The organism is Arthrobacter paludis (assembly GCF_056782315.1).
Map to the genome: position 1 here is coordinate 14801 of NZ_JBXAEW010000010.1, position 13246 is coordinate 28046.

The window sequence follows — 13246 nt, forward strand, 5'->3', positions numbered from 1 at the left end:
CTACTGGACCTCGAAGCGCTTGTCGTCGACGCCCAGGCGCGCCGCGCCGGTGCCGCCCTGTCCCCACACGGCGACCTCGTACCGCCCCGGCTCGAGCGGCACGCCGACCTCGAACCCGTTCTCGGGCAGGTCGCCCGCCCCCGTGGCGAGGCGCCCGCCCGCCACGGCCTCGCCCGTCTGGCCGTCGTCGCCCACGCGGCGGACCTCCCACTGGGTTCCGCCCGCGTACCCGGACGTGACGCCGTGGACACGCACGGACCCCGCCTGCAGGCTGGCCCCCTCCTGCGGGTCGATGATCCACACCGGCGCGCGCAGGCGCGGCGAACGCTCGATCGGCCCCACCAGCGGCACGTGGCCGAACGCCGTGTACCCCGGGCGCCCGTCGACCAGGATGACGACGCTGGCGGGACTGGTGCCGGCCAGCAGGCCGGCATTCGCCGCGGCCGCGGTGGCCGTGTGGACCAGCTGCTGGACGGAGCGGCGGGCAAGCCCCTCGTCCATGGTCCGGCCGAAGGCGTCCGCCGACAGGTCCACGGTGATGGTGTTGTCGCTGCCGATGGACGTGCCGATCCGCGTGGCGGGCCGCCAGAGGCTGAAGTAGTCGGGGTCGGTCGGCTGGTTCTCGAGCAGGTACTTGATGCTCGTGGTGATGGGATCGCCCTGGTCCTCGGCCTGCTGGAACTCGCGGTAGAGGTAGACGGTCTGGTCCCGTTCGCCGAGCCAGTACACGGGGGAGAGCCGGTGGCTGCTGACCGTTTCTAGGGGTGCCGGCGACGGCGCGGGGGCCACGGCGCGCGACGACGTGGACGCCGACGTCGGGTCCGGCATCGACGCCGCCGGGCCGGCGGCGCCGCCGCTGCATCCGGCCAGGACACCCAGCAGGCCGAGCGACGCCAGCGCGGCAGCACGCGCCGCGGCGCGTGGGCGGTGTCGTCTCTGGGGCACTTCCGGTCTTCCTTCGCGGGTCCCTGGGGGGAGGGGGGACGGCGGCCGGGGGGGCTGGCCGCCTTCCCAGCTTGGCACAGCGCGCAGCGGTGGGACGGCCGTGACGGGGCGCCGGAACCGGACTGTTGTACGACTGATACTTAAACGGTTGGGCTAAACGGGCTCCGCCGCGTCGGGGCGGGGGACGGCGGCTCGCGTAGGATGGTCTCGCGCGGACGGCCCCGGTGCTCCGGGACCCCACCACCGTCGGCGCGGCTGTGGGAGGCAGCACACGCACGCATGAGCGAAGAAGCCAGCACGACCGGCCCTGGAGGAGCGACCGTGGTCAGGTTCGACACCACGGACGAGATGGTCGCCGCGTTGGGGGCCCAGGACGAGGTCCTGCGCATCATCGAGGGCGTGTACCCGGGGGCGCGCATGCACGTGCGCGGGAACGAACTGACCGTCTCGGGCGACGCGACGGAGGCCTCCAAGGCGTTGCGGGTGGTTGCCGAGGCCCGCGGCATCGCCCGGCGCGGTACCCGCGTCGGCCCACAGACCGTCGAGCAGATCGTGCGGATGGTCGAGGCCGGCAACGCGGCCCCGGGGGCGGCCGGCGAGGTCTTCGGGCTGAACATCCTTTCCGGCCGCGGCAAGAGCATCCGGCCCAAGACGGTGAACCAGAAGTCGTACGTCGATGCGATCGACGACAACACGATCGTCTTCGGCATCGGCCCCGCCGGCACCGGCAAGACGTTCCTGGCCATGGCGAAGGCGGTGCAGGCGCTGCAGGCCAAGGAGGTCAGCCGCATTATCCTGACCCGGCCCGCCGTCGAGGCGGGGGAGAAGCTGGGGTTCCTGCCCGGAACGCTCACGGACAAGATCGACCCCTACCTGCGGCCCCTCTACGACGCGCTGCACGACATGATCGACCCGGAATCGATCCCGCGGCTGATGGCGGCCGGCACGATCGAGGTCGCCCCGCTGGCCTACATGCGCGGCCGGACCCTCAACGACGCCTTCATCATCCTCGACGAGGCCCAGAACACGACGCCCGAACAGATGAAGATGTTCCTGACGCGCCTGGGCTTTGGCTCGAAGGTCGTGGTGACCGGGGACGTCACGCAGATCGACCTGCCCGGCGGCACGAAGTCCGGCCTGCGCGTGGTCACCGAGATCCTCGGAGGCGTCGACGACATCGCGTTCTGCCTCCTCGACGCCAACGACGTCGTCCGCCACCGGCTGGTCTCCAGCATCGTGTCCGCCTACGAGGCGTGGACGGAGCGCGAGGCCGGCCCGCCGCAGCGGGGACCCCGCCGGGGTCCCGCCCACCGCACACCCCGCACCACGCCGCACCCCAAGGAGTCCTGAGCCGTGTCCGTGGAAGTGAACAACGAGACCGACGCCGACGCCGACCTGGAGCAGCTGCGCGCCCTCGCCGCCCACATCATGGTCTCGCTGCACGTGCACCCGGAGGCCGACGTCTCGATCCTGCTCGTGGACGAGCAGGCCATGGAGCGGCTGCACCTGGACTGGATGGACCTGCCCGGCCCGACCGACGTGATGTCCTTCCCCATGGACGAACTGCGCCCCGGATCGCCCGGCAGCCCCAGCCCCGCCGGCATGCTCGGGGACATCGTCGCCTGTCCGGCAGTCGCCGCGGAGCAGGCCACCCGCCACGGCCACCCCCTGCAGGACGAGCTGCTGCTGCTCACGGCCCACGGCATGCTCCACCTGCTGGGCTACGACCACGCCGAGCCGGAGGAGGAGCGGGAGATGTTCGCGCTGCAGGGAACGCTCCTCGAGTCCTTCCTCGGCCGCCCGGCCCCGCGGGCCACCACCGAATGACCATCGCGCTCCTGCTGGCCGCGTCCCTGGCGTTCATCGCCTGTGCGGCCATCCTCACCGCGGCCGAGGCCGCGTTCCTCTACCTGTCCCGCTCCGAGGCGGAGCAGATGCTCGCCGAGCGCCCCCGCCCGCGCCTGCGCCAGATCCTCGCGGAGCCGACGGCCCACACGCACGCCGTCCGCTTCTGGCGCATCTGGTTCGAGACCGCGTCCGCCACCGCGATCGCCCTGCTCTACTTCGACCTCCTGCGCGACATCTGGTGGGCGGGACTCCTCGCCACGGCGACCATGGCCGCCGTCGGGTTCGTCCTCGTCGGCGTCTCGCCGCGCCGGATCGGCCGCGTCCACGCGGCCTCCGCCGTCGTCGCCACCGCGCCGCTGGTGCGCGTGCTGCGCGTCGTCCTCGGACCGGTGCCGGGATGGCTCGTGCGCGTCGGCGCCGCGCTCTCGCCGGGACGGACCCAGGAGGAGGAGTTCTTCACGGAGGAGCAGTTCCGCGACATGGTCGACCGCGCCAGCGAGGCGGACATGCTCGAGGACGACGAGGCCGACCTCATCCACTCCGTCTTCGACCTCAACGACACGCGGGTGCGCTCCGTCATGGTGCCGCGGACGGACATGGTCACGGTCGACGTCGGCACGCCGCTGCCGGAGGCCCTGAGCCTGTTCCTGCGCTCCGGCTGCTCCCGCATCCCGGTGATCCGCGAGGGCGCCGACGACATCGTCGGCATCGTCTACCTCAAGGATGTCGCCGCGCGGCTCCACTCCCACCCCGAGGACGCCCACCCCGTGGAGTCCCTCGCCCGCGACACCCGCTACGTGCCCGAATCCAAGGCCGTCGGGGAACTGCTGCGCGAGCTGCAGCGCGAGTCGACGCACGTCGCGATCGTCATCGACGAGTACGGCGGCACCGCGGGGCTCGTGACCCTGGAGGACCTGATCGAGGAGATCGTCGGCGAGATCGACGACGAATACGACGCCTCGCGGCCCGAGGCCGCGGACCTGGGCGACGGCCGGTTCCGCGTCGACGCACGCATGGGACTCGACGACTTCGGCGACCTGTTCGGGCTCGACATCGACGACGACGAGGTCGACACCGTCGGCGGGCTGCTGGCCAAGGCCCTCGGCCGGGTGCCGATTGTCGGGTCCGAGGCCGAGGTCGACGGGGTCCACCTGGTCGCCGAGACCCTCGAGGGCCGGCGCAACCGCATCGGCACCATCCTCGCCCGCTACCGGGGACACCGCGAGGTCCCCGCCCGCGACGACACGACCGCCGCCGACGGCGGGAAGGAGTAGTCCCATGTCCCGATCCGAGACCCCCGGCCCGCTGGCGGCCGAGTGGCCCGAGGGCCACCGCGCGGGCTTCACGTCCTTCGTCGGACGCCCCAACGCGGGCAAGTCGACCCTGACCAACGCCCTGGTCGGGCAGAAGGTCGCGATCACCTCCAACCGGCCGCAGACGACCCGCCACACGATCCGCGGCATCGTTCACCGCCCGGACGCACAGCTCGTGCTCGTCGATACGCCCGGCCTCCACCGTCCGCGCACCCTCCTTGGACAGCGCCTGAACGACCTCGTGGCCGAGACGCTGGCCGAGGTCGACGCGATCGGCTTCTGCCTGCCGGCGAACGAGAAGATCGGCCCGGGCGACCGCTTCATCGCCTCCCAGCTGGCCCAGCTGCGGCGCACCCCGGTCGTGGCGATCGTGACCAAGGCGGACCTGGTCGACCGCGCGGCGCTGGCGGCCCAGCTGCTCGCCGTGGACCGGCTCGGCCGGGAGACGCTCGGAGAGGACGGGTGGACCGCCGTCGTGCCCGTTTCCGCCGCGGACGGCTACCAGGTGCAGGAGGTCGCGGACCTGCTGGTGCGGCAGATGCCCCTCTCGCCGCCCCTCTACCCGGGCGGCGAGCTGACGGACGAGCCGGAGGCCGTCATGGTCGCGGAGCTGATCCGCGAGGCCGCCCTGGAGGGCGTGCGCGACGAGCTGCCGCACTCGTTGGCCGTCGTCGTGGAGGAGATGCTTCCGCGGGAGGGCAGGAGTGAGGACAACCCGCTGCTGGACATCCACGCCAACCTCTTCGTGGAGCGGCCCAGCCAGAAGGCGATCGTCATCGGCCGCGGCGGGGCCCGCCTGCGCGAGGTCGGCACGCGGGCCCGCAAGGGCATCGAGGCGCTGCTGGGCACGAAGGTGTACCTCGACCTGCACGTCAAGGTCGCCAAGGACTGGCAGCGCGATCCGAAGCAGCTGGGACGCCTCGGCTTCTGAGGCGCAACATTGCCGGGGCCGCCCCGCGGCCCCGTGCCGGCGATGCTAGGGTGGTTTCATGCGCATGCGGATGCTTCTACTTAGCCGCCGCGGCGAGGCGACACGGACCAGCGGGTCCTGAGGCCGACCCCTCGCTGCGGAGTTCCGTGCTGCCGGCCACCAGTTTCCCCACCTACTGAAGAGGCCACCCCGACATGCAGAACCTGCAGAAGCCCTCCGGCATGCCCGTCCACAAGTACGTCCCGTTCCAGGACCAGATCACCGTGTCGCTGCCGGACCGCACCTGGCCGGACCGCGTCATCACGAAGGCCCCGCGCTGGTGCGCGGTCGACCTCCGCGACGGCAACCAGGCGCTGATCGACCCGATGAGCCCCGAGCGGAAGCACAAGATGTTCGACCTCCTGGTCGGCATGGGGTTCAAGGAGATCGAGGTCGGGTTCCCGTCGGCCTCGCAGACCGACTTCGACTTCGTCCGCCAGCTCATCGAGCGCGACCGCATCCCGGACGACGTGACGATCCAGGTCCTCACCCAGTCCCGCGAGCACCTGATCGAGCGGACCTACGAGGCGCTCGAGGGGGCCGACCGCGCGATCGTGCACCTGTACAACTCGACGTCGGTGCTGCAGCGCCGGGTCGTGTTCAACCAGGACATGGACGGCATCGTCGACATCGCCCTGTCCGGCGCCCGCCTCTGCCGGAAGTACGAAGAGCAGCTGACGGGCACGGAGATCGTCTACCAGTACTCGCCGGAGTCCTTCACGGGCACGGAGCTGGAGTTCGCGAAGCGGATCTCCGACGCCGTGGGCGAGGTCCTGGAGGCCTCCACCGACCGGCAGATGATCCTCAACCTGCCCGCGACCGTCGAGATGGCCACGCCGAACGTCTACGCCGACTCCATCGAGTGGATGCACCGCAACCTGGCCCACCGCGAGGGCATCATCCTGTCCCTGCACCCGCACAACGACCGCGGCACCGGCGTGGCCGCCGCCGAGTTGGGCTACATGGCCGGCGCGGACCGGATCGAGGGCTGCCTGTTCGGCAACGGCGAGCGGACCGGCAACGTGGACCTGGTCACGTTGGGCATGAACCTGTTCGGCCAGGGCATCGACCCGCAGTTGGACTTCTCCGACATGGACGAGATCCGGCGCACGGCCGAGTACTGCAACCAGCTCCCCGTCCCCGAGCGCAGCCCCTACGGCGGCGACCTGGTGTTCACGGCCTTCTCCGGTTCGCACCAGGACGCGATCAAGAAGGGCTTCGAGGCGATGGAGCGCGACGCCGCCGCGGCCGGCAAGTCGGTCGACGAGATCCCGTGGGCCGTCCCCTACCTGCCGGTCGATCCGAAGGACATCGGGCGGACCTACGAGGCCGTGATCCGGGTGAACTCCCAGTCCGGCAAGGGCGGCGTCGCCTACCTGCTCAAGAGCGAGCACTCCCTGGAGCTGCCGCGCCGCGCGCAGATCGAGTTCTCGGGCGTGATCCAGCACAAGACCGAGGGGGAGGGCGGCGAGGTCAGCGCCGCCGAGATCTGGAACATCTTCCAGGACGAGTACCTCCCGGCCGAGGACACCGGCGCCGCCGCGTGGGGCCGCTACCGGCTCGGCAGCGTCACGAGCGACGCGGCCGAGGACGGCACGTTCACGCTCACGGCGACCCTGATGGTCGACGGCGAGGCGCAGCGCCGCACCGCGCACGGCAACGGCCCGATCAACGCGCTGCTGGCGATGCTCGCCGAGGACGGCGTGGACGTGCGCGTCCTGGACTACACGGAGCACGCCCTGAGCGAGGGCGGCAGCGCCATGGCCGCCGCGTATGTGGAATGCGCCGTCGGCGACCGCATCCTGTGGGGCGTCGGGCTCGACACCAACACCAACCTGTCGGCGCTCAAGGCCGTCGTCTCCGCGGTCAACCGCGCGATCCGCGACAGCCAGTAGCCCCGCCGCCGAGGGCCCCGTTTCCGCGCTCCGCGGGACGGGGCCCTTGCCGTTCGCCAACCGTCGGGGCCCGGGTGGGAGAATGGTCGGGTGTCCCGCTCCACGTTCGCCTCGCGCTCCTACCGCACCCGCGGCCTGGTGCTGCGCACGCACAGGCTGGGGGAGGCGGACCGGATCGTGGTCCTGCTGACCGCGGACCGCGGCCAGGTGCGGGCCGTGGCCAAGGGCGTGCGCCGCACCAGCTCCAAGCTCGGGGCCAGCCTCGAGCCGTTCATGCTGGTGGACCTGCAGCTCGTCCACGGGCGCAGCCTCGACATCGTGTCCCAGGCCCAGCTCGCCGCCCCCTACGGCCAGAGCCTGGCCTCCGACTACTCCCGCTACACGGCGGCGCACGCCATGGCGGAGACGGCGGAGCGGCTCACCGACGCGGACAGCGACACGTCGGCCGCCCAGTTCCGGCTCCTGCACGGGGCGCTGGCGGCCCTCGCGCGGGGCGCGGAGGACGCGGGGCTGCTGCTGGACTCGTACCTGTTGCGCGCCCTGGCGACGGCGGGCTGGGCGCCCAGCTTCACCGACTGTGCGCGCTGCGGCCGTCCCGGTCCGCACTCCGCCGTGAACACCGTGGTCGGCGGCGCGGTCTGCCCGGACTGCCGCCCGGCGGGATCGGCGTCGCCGGCCCCCGAGACCATGGCCCTGCTGGCCGCCCTGCTCGCGGGGGACTGGGGCGCGGCCCGGCCCAGCGGCAGCGCCGCCCGCCGGGAGGCCGCAGGGATTGTGGCAGGATACCTGCAGTGGCACCTGGAACGGGTCGTCGCCTCGTTGAAGCATGTCGAAAGGGCGTGATCCGCGCTGACTCCCCCCGCCCCGCGTCCCGGACAACGGCCCGGCGGCCCCGTGCCGCCGCAGCCCCACCCGAGCGGTGCCGAGCCGCCGCGGATTCCCCGCCGGCTCGTGCCGCGGCACGTGGCCATCGTGATGGACGGCAACGGCCGCTGGGCCAACCAGCGGGGACTGCCGCGTACCGAGGGGCACCGCGCGGGGGAGGGCGCGCTGCTGGACGTGGTGGCCGGGGCCATCGAGATCGGCATCGAGTACGTCTCCGTGTACGCCTTCTCGACGGAGAACTGGAAGCGCAGCCCGGAGGAGGTGCGCTTCCTCATGGGCTTCTCGCGGGACGTGCTGCGCCGCCAGCGGGACCAGCTGGACGAGTGGGGCGTCCGCGTCCGCTGGGCGGGACGCAGGCCGCGCCTGTGGCGGTCCGTGGTGAACGAGCTGGAGGAGGCGGAGCGCCGCACCGCCGGCAACTCGACCTGCCAGCTGACGATGTGCGTCAACTACGGGGGGCGCGCGGAGATCGCCGACGCCGTCGCCGCGATCGCGCGGGACGTCGAGGCCGGGCGGCTGCGTCCGGCCGGGATCTCGGAGCGCACCGTCGCCCGCTATCTCGATGAGCCGGACCTGCCCGACGTCGACCTGTTCCTGCGCACCTCCGGCGAACAGCGCACCTCGAATTTCCTGCTCTGGCAGTCCGCCTACGCCGAGATGGTTTTCCTGGACGTCCTCTGGCCGGACGTCGACCGGCGCACGCTGTGGCGGGCCGTCGAGGAGTACGCCCGTCGGGACCGCCGGTACGGCGGGGCGGTGGACACGCCCGAGCAGGACGCGGCGCAGCTGGAGGCGGCCCACCGGACCGACGGGGAGTAGCACGGACCCCGCACGGCGGAACGCGGGGCCCAGACCACGTGGACGGCGCGCCCCGGCCCCGCTGGCGGCCTACGGCCCTGGACCGGGGCGGAGGTGGCCGAACGCCCAGGCGTCCAGGGCCCGGTAGGCGTCGGCGCGCGCGCGGACCGAGGACGTGAACACATCGTGCATGGCGCCGGGGACCGTGGCGATCGTGACTTGGCGGCCGAGGCCGAGGGCCCGCTGCCGCACCCGCGCGACGTCGATCACCGCGTCGGCCGACAGCATCGCCTCCGTGAACTGGGTGCCGTAGACCGTCCGGTCGCTGGTCAGGACGAGCACCGGGACGTCCAGGTCCAGGCCGCGCGACACGGCGGCGTGTCCGGTCATCACGGCCGTGATCCAGCCGGCGGTCACCTGAAATGCGTGACGGGGCCGCCACACCGGGTGCAGATCCCACTCGCCGCGGGCCTGCCGGCTCAGCGACTGCCAGTAGTGGTCGGTCTCGGGCAGCCGCACGCGGGTGCGCGGGCGGAGCCGCGCCACGGGGTCGAGGATGCCAGTGGCGGCGTGGCGCACCAGCGCGCTGCCCTGCATCTCCAGCCACGGCGCGTTGAGCACGAGCCCGTCGACGGCCCCCCGATTGCGGGCGGCCCACAGCGCGGCGACCAGCCCGCCCGTGGAGTGGCCCTGCAGCACCAGCGGCCGGGGCCGCCCGCCGAGGTCGTGCTCCATGGCGGACAGCGCGGCCTCCAGGTCCGCGTCGTATTCGGACAGGTCGGTGACGTACCCGGGGGTTTGCCACGGCCGCAGGCTGCGGCCGTACCGGCGCAGGTCCAGGGCGTGGAACCTGAATCCGCGGTCGGTCCAGTGGCGGGCGAGACCGGTGTTGTAGAAGTAGTCGCTCCACCCGTGCACGGCCAGCACGGCGGGCGGCGGAGTCTCTGCGGCGCCGTCCCCGCGGACCCGGAGCAGCGCCCGCCGCAGGCTCCCGCGGAGCATGCCGCCGCGTCCGTCCGCCCCGCCGGGCCGGTGCCGCACGAGCGTCGCGCCGACCGGCCCCTCCCCGTCACGACCGCCGGGCAGCGACAGGTACTCGAAGCCGGGCCCGAGCACGTCGGGCATCCAAGCGCCCGGGGGCGTGTCCGCCGCATAGCGGGCCGCGGGGTCGAGTTCAGCGGCTTCGGGGACCTCATGGCCCACCGGCACCTGGCCCTCGCGGCCGGCCCCGGACTCCAGAAAGGGGCCGGAAGCGCCCGCGCCCGGTTCCCCGGTCGTCCCCTCCCGCCTGCCGTGCCGCATGCCCCGAGCCTAATGGCGGTTTGGCGCTGGCGCCCCGCCCACGGGAAACTGGTCCCCATGCGCCTGTACCCCGCCTTCTTCCGCGTTGTCTTCTCCGGCATGGACCCCGAACGCGCCCACCGCATCGGCTTCCGCATGATCCGGCTCGCCGAGCGGACCCGCGCCTCAGCGGTGCTGCGCCGGACGACACGCCCCCACGCGTCCCTGCGGCGCACCGTCATGGGGATCGACTTCCCGTCTCCGTTCGGGCTCGCCGCCGGGTTCGACAAGGAGGGCCACGGCGTGGCCGCCCTCGCCGACCTCGGGTTCGGGCACATCGAGGTCGGCACCATTACCGGCCGGGCCCAGCCGGGCAACCCGCAACCGCGCCTGTTCCGGCTCGTGGAGGACCGCGCCGTCATCAACCGCATGGGGTTCAACAACGACGGGGCGGCCGCCGTCGCCCCCCGCGCCGCCGCGGCCCGGCCCCTCCTGGCCCGCCGCTTCGGCGCACCGCGTCCGGTCCTGGGCGTGAACATCGGCAAGACCAAGGTGGTCGAGCTGGAGGACGCCCTCGACGACTACCTGGCGAGCACGCGCCTGCTGGCCCCGCACGCCGACTACCTCGTGGTCAACGTCAGTTCGCCGAACACGCCGGGTCTGCGGCTGCTCCAGGGGGTCGACACGCTGCGCCCGCTGCTGGCGGGAGTGGGGGCCGAGGCGGACCGGGTCGCGGGCCGGCACGTCCCGCTGCTGGTGAAGATCGCGCCCGACCTGGCGGACGACGACGTCGACGCCGTCGCGGCACTCGTCCGCGAGCTGCGGCTGGACGGTGTCGTCGCCACCAACACGACCATCGGGCGGGAGGGCCTGGCCACCGACCCGGCGCGGGTCGAGGAGATCGGGGCCGGGGGCCTCAGCGGGGCGCCGCTGCGCGCCCGGTCCCTGGAGGTCCTGCGCCGCCTGCGCGGACAGCTGGGTCCGGAGACCGCCGTCGTGTCCGTGGGAGGGGTGACGACGGCGGGGGACGTGCTCGAGCGGCTCGACGCCGGCGCGGACCTGGTCCAGGGCTACACCGCGTTCCTCTACGAGGGCCCGTTCTGGGCCGCCCGCATCAACCGCGGCCTGCGGCGCGCGCTAGCCGCGCGCTGACCATGCACTGAGCCGCAACGACGGCGGCGCCGCACCCCTCGGGGGTACGGCGCCGCCGTCGTCGCGTCCGGCCAGGGTCAGCTGGGGGTCTCCCCGCGCTTGACCTGCGGCTTGGGCAGGCGCAGCTTGCGGAACTGCAGGCTACGCATCGCCGCGTACCAGAGCACGCCCCGTTCGGAGTGGCCGAACTTGGCGACGAGCCGCTTCTTCAGCTGCCGGGTCATGATGAAGGCGTCGATGACCGTCACCGCCAGGACGCCCCAGAGCACCAGCGTCACGGTGGCCTGCACCTCGACGGCGCCCGGCATGGCCAGCGAGAAGATCAGGAACGCGAAGATGATGATCATGAGGAACTCGCCGACCATCCACCGGGCATCCACGAAGTCCCGCGCGAAGCGCTTCTGCGGGCCTCGGTCGCGCGGCATCATGTAGCGCTCGTCGCCGGTCTCGTTCGCCAGGCGCATCCGCTCCTGCTGCTCGAGGCGCTGGCGGCGGGCCTGCTCCTTGGCGGCCTTGCGGTCCGTGGGCACGAGCGGACGCTTCCGCTGCGCCTCCTGCTGGCTGCGCTTCGGGGTCGGGGCGCCCTTGCCGACGCCCGGCTCCGCGGGCTCCACGGGAGCGGCGGGCGTGGGATCCTGGTCCTTCTTTCGTCCAAACACCCGGCAAGTCTAGCCGCCGGGCGGCTAGTGTGGGCCGCATGACATTCCCGCACCACCCCGCCGACACGGCGGCCGCCGCGCCCACCGTCGACACCGCCGCCATCGCCGCCCGCGTCGACGCCGGGTTCGCCGCCACCGTGGAGGAGCTCAAGGAGCTCGTCGCGATCCCCGGGATTGCCTGGGAGGCCTTCGACCCGGCCGAGCTCGCCCGCAGCGCGGAGGCCGTCGCCCGCCTCGCCGCCGACGCCGGGTTCCCCGACGTGAGCATCCTGCGCGCCGCGGGGGAGGACGGCGTCGAGGGCGGCCCCGCCGTCGTCGCCCGCCGCCCCGCCGCGCCCGGCAAGCCCACCGTGCTGCTCTACGCCCACCACGACGTGCAGCCGCCGGGGGAGCGGGCGCTGTGGGAGACGGAGCCCTTCGTCGCCACCGAGGCGGGCGGCCGGCTCTACGGGCGCGGGGCCGCCGACGACAAGGCCGGCATCATGGTGCACCTGGCCGCCCTGCGCGCGGTCCTGGTCGACGCCGGGGACCTCGGGCTCGGCGTGACGCTGTTCGTGGAGGGGGAGGAGGAGGCCGGGTCGCCGACGTTCCGCCCGTTCCTGGAGCGGTACCGCGACCTGCTGCGCGCGGACGCGATCGTCGTCGCGGACTCGAGCAACTGGCGCGTCGGGGTGCCCGCCCTGACCACGAGCCTGCGGGGCATGGTCGGCGGCACGGTCTCCGTCCGCGTGCTCGAGCACGCCGTGCACTCCGGCATGTACGGCGGTCCCGTGCTGGACGCCCCGACGCTCGCCGCCCGGCTCATCGCCAGCTTCCACGACGCCGACGGCTCCGTGGCCATCCCCGGCCTGGTGGCCCACGAGACGGCGGCCGTCGAGTACGCGGAGGAGGACTTCCGCCGGGACGCGTCGGTGCTCGACGGGGTGCGCCTCGCGGGCACGGGGCCCCTTGCCGACCGGCTGTGGAACAAGCCGGCGCTGTCCGTCACCGGCATGGACATTCCCGCCGTCGAGCTGGCCTCGAACACGCTGCAGCCGGCCACCCGCTTCAAGGTCAGCGTCCGCCTCGCGCCCGGCCAGGACCCGGCCGCCGCCCAGGCCGCCCTGGAGCGCCACGTGCTCGGCCAGGACCTGTTCGGCGCCGACGTCGCCTTCGAGCCGGAGGAGGCGGGCCAGGCGTTTGCGACCGACACGTCGGCCCCCGCGGCGCGGGCCTGCCTCTGGGCCCTGGGCGAGGCCTGGGGGACCCCCGCGGTCGAGATCGGCATCGGCGGATCGATCCCCTTCATCGCGGACCTGCGCGAGGTCTACCCGGACGCACAGATCCTCGTGACCGGCGTCGAGGACCCGGACACCCGGGCCCACAGCGCCAACGAGTCGCTGCACCTGGAGGACTTTCGCCGGGCCATCACGGCCGAGGCCCTGTTGCTGGCCCGGCTGGACGCCGGGGGACTGGCGGAATGACCGGGGGGCGTACCATGTTGTGAAGGGTGGCGGCCCC

12 protein-coding genes are annotated in these 13246 nt (G+C 73.2%); 9 read left to right on the forward strand and 3 right to left on the reverse strand.

Features of this window, described 5'->3' with window-relative positions:
• Positions 1-945 carry a GerMN domain-containing protein gene (locus tag AC1Q5D_RS09710; protein ID WP_481738392.1) on the reverse strand — a complete coding sequence of 315 codons (945 nt, stop codon included), beginning with the start codon at positions 943-945 and terminating at the stop codon, positions 1-3.
• 279 nt (positions 946-1224) lie between these two features.
• Here AC1Q5D_RS09710 and AC1Q5D_RS09715 point away from each other — a divergent pair, with 279 nt between their 5' ends.
• The 7 genes from AC1Q5D_RS09715 (at position 1225) to AC1Q5D_RS09745 (ending at position 8675) form a co-directional block, all read left to right on the forward strand.
• Positions 1225-2295 carry a PhoH family protein gene (locus AC1Q5D_RS09715; protein WP_481738393.1) on the forward strand — a complete coding sequence of 357 codons (1071 nt, stop codon included), beginning with the start codon at positions 1225-1227 and terminating at the stop codon, positions 2293-2295.
• Between the two features lie 3 nt (positions 2296-2298).
• Entirely contained in the window at positions 2299-2772 is a 474-nt protein-coding gene (ybeY, locus tag AC1Q5D_RS09720; RefSeq protein WP_481738394.1) for an rRNA maturation RNase YbeY, read from the forward strand.
• Positions 2769-4067 carry a hemolysin family protein gene (locus AC1Q5D_RS09725; protein WP_481738395.1) on the forward strand — a complete coding sequence of 433 codons (1299 nt, stop codon included), beginning with the start codon at positions 2769-2771 and terminating at the stop codon, positions 4065-4067. The genes ybeY and AC1Q5D_RS09725 overlap by 4 nt, the downstream gene beginning before the upstream one ends.
• Positions 4068-4071: 4 nt before the next feature.
• A complete protein-coding gene (era, locus tag AC1Q5D_RS09730) occupies positions 4072-5037 on the forward strand; it encodes a GTPase Era (protein ID WP_481738396.1) in 966 nt (321 codons plus the stop codon).
• Positions 5038-5231: 194 nt separating this feature from the next.
• The gene (leuA, locus tag AC1Q5D_RS09735) at positions 5232-6971 is read left to right on the forward strand and encodes a 2-isopropylmalate synthase (RefSeq protein ID WP_481738397.1); all 1740 of its coding nucleotides are present in this window, start codon (positions 5232-5234) and stop codon (positions 6969-6971) included.
• A gap of 90 nt (positions 6972-7061) precedes the next feature.
• Positions 7062-7814 (forward strand): DNA repair protein RecO, encoded by a 753-nt coding sequence (gene recO, locus AC1Q5D_RS09740; RefSeq protein WP_481738398.1) that lies wholly within the window; start codon positions 7062-7064, stop codon positions 7812-7814.
• A 6-nt stretch (positions 7815-7820) separates the two neighbouring features.
• A complete protein-coding gene (locus tag AC1Q5D_RS09745) occupies positions 7821-8675 on the forward strand; it encodes an isoprenyl transferase (RefSeq protein ID WP_481738544.1) in 855 nt (284 codons plus the stop codon).
• A 69-nt stretch (positions 8676-8744) separates the two neighbouring features.
• Here the strand turns inward: AC1Q5D_RS09745 and AC1Q5D_RS09750 are convergent, their stop codons facing one another.
• Positions 8745-9956 (reverse strand): alpha/beta hydrolase, encoded by a 1212-nt coding sequence (locus AC1Q5D_RS09750; RefSeq protein ID WP_481738399.1) that lies wholly within the window; start codon positions 9954-9956, stop codon positions 8745-8747.
• Between the two features lie 57 nt (positions 9957-10013).
• Here AC1Q5D_RS09750 and AC1Q5D_RS09755 point away from each other — a divergent pair, with 57 nt between their 5' ends.
• Positions 10014-11087, forward strand: a complete 1074-nt coding sequence (locus tag AC1Q5D_RS09755; RefSeq protein WP_481738400.1) for a quinone-dependent dihydroorotate dehydrogenase — start codon at positions 10014-10016, stop codon at positions 11085-11087.
• 77 nt (positions 11088-11164) lie between these two features.
• On the opposite strand, the gene AC1Q5D_RS09760 is transcribed toward AC1Q5D_RS09755, so the two are convergent.
• Positions 11165-11746: a DUF3043 domain-containing protein gene (locus tag AC1Q5D_RS09760; RefSeq protein WP_481738401.1), complete on the reverse strand. Its 582-nt coding sequence runs from the start codon at positions 11744-11746 to the stop codon at positions 11165-11167.
• Positions 11747-11784: 38 nt separating this feature from the next.
• On the opposite strand from AC1Q5D_RS09760, the gene AC1Q5D_RS09765 reads away from it, so the two are divergent.
• Positions 11785-13209: a M20/M25/M40 family metallo-hydrolase gene (locus AC1Q5D_RS09765; RefSeq protein ID WP_481738402.1), complete on the forward strand. Its 1425-nt coding sequence runs from the start codon at positions 11785-11787 to the stop codon at positions 13207-13209.
• Positions 13210-13246 lie beyond the last annotated feature (37 nt).

Coding starts and splice junctions, on each gene's coding strand:
- AC1Q5D_RS09725 (WP_481738395.1), top strand. CDS start 2,769: ATGACCATCGCGCTCCTGCTGGCCGCGTCCCTGGCGTTCATCGCCTGT.
- era (WP_481738396.1), top strand. CDS start 4,072: ATGTCCCGATCCGAGACCCCCGGCCCGCTGGCGGCCGAGTGGCCCGAG.
- AC1Q5D_RS09750 (WP_481738399.1), bottom strand. CDS start 9,956: ATGCGGCACGGCAGGCGGGAGGGGACGACCGGGGAACCGGGCGCGGGC.
- AC1Q5D_RS09755 (WP_481738400.1), top strand. CDS start 10,014: ATGCGCCTGTACCCCGCCTTCTTCCGCGTTGTCTTCTCCGGCATGGAC.
- AC1Q5D_RS09765 (WP_481738402.1), top strand. CDS start 11,785: ATGACATTCCCGCACCACCCCGCCGACACGGCGGCCGCCGCGCCCACC.
- leuA (WP_481738397.1), top strand. CDS start 5,232: ATGCAGAACCTGCAGAAGCCCTCCGGCATGCCCGTCCACAAGTACGTC.
- AC1Q5D_RS09715 (WP_481738393.1), top strand. CDS start 1,225: ATGAGCGAAGAAGCCAGCACGACCGGCCCTGGAGGAGCGACCGTGGTC.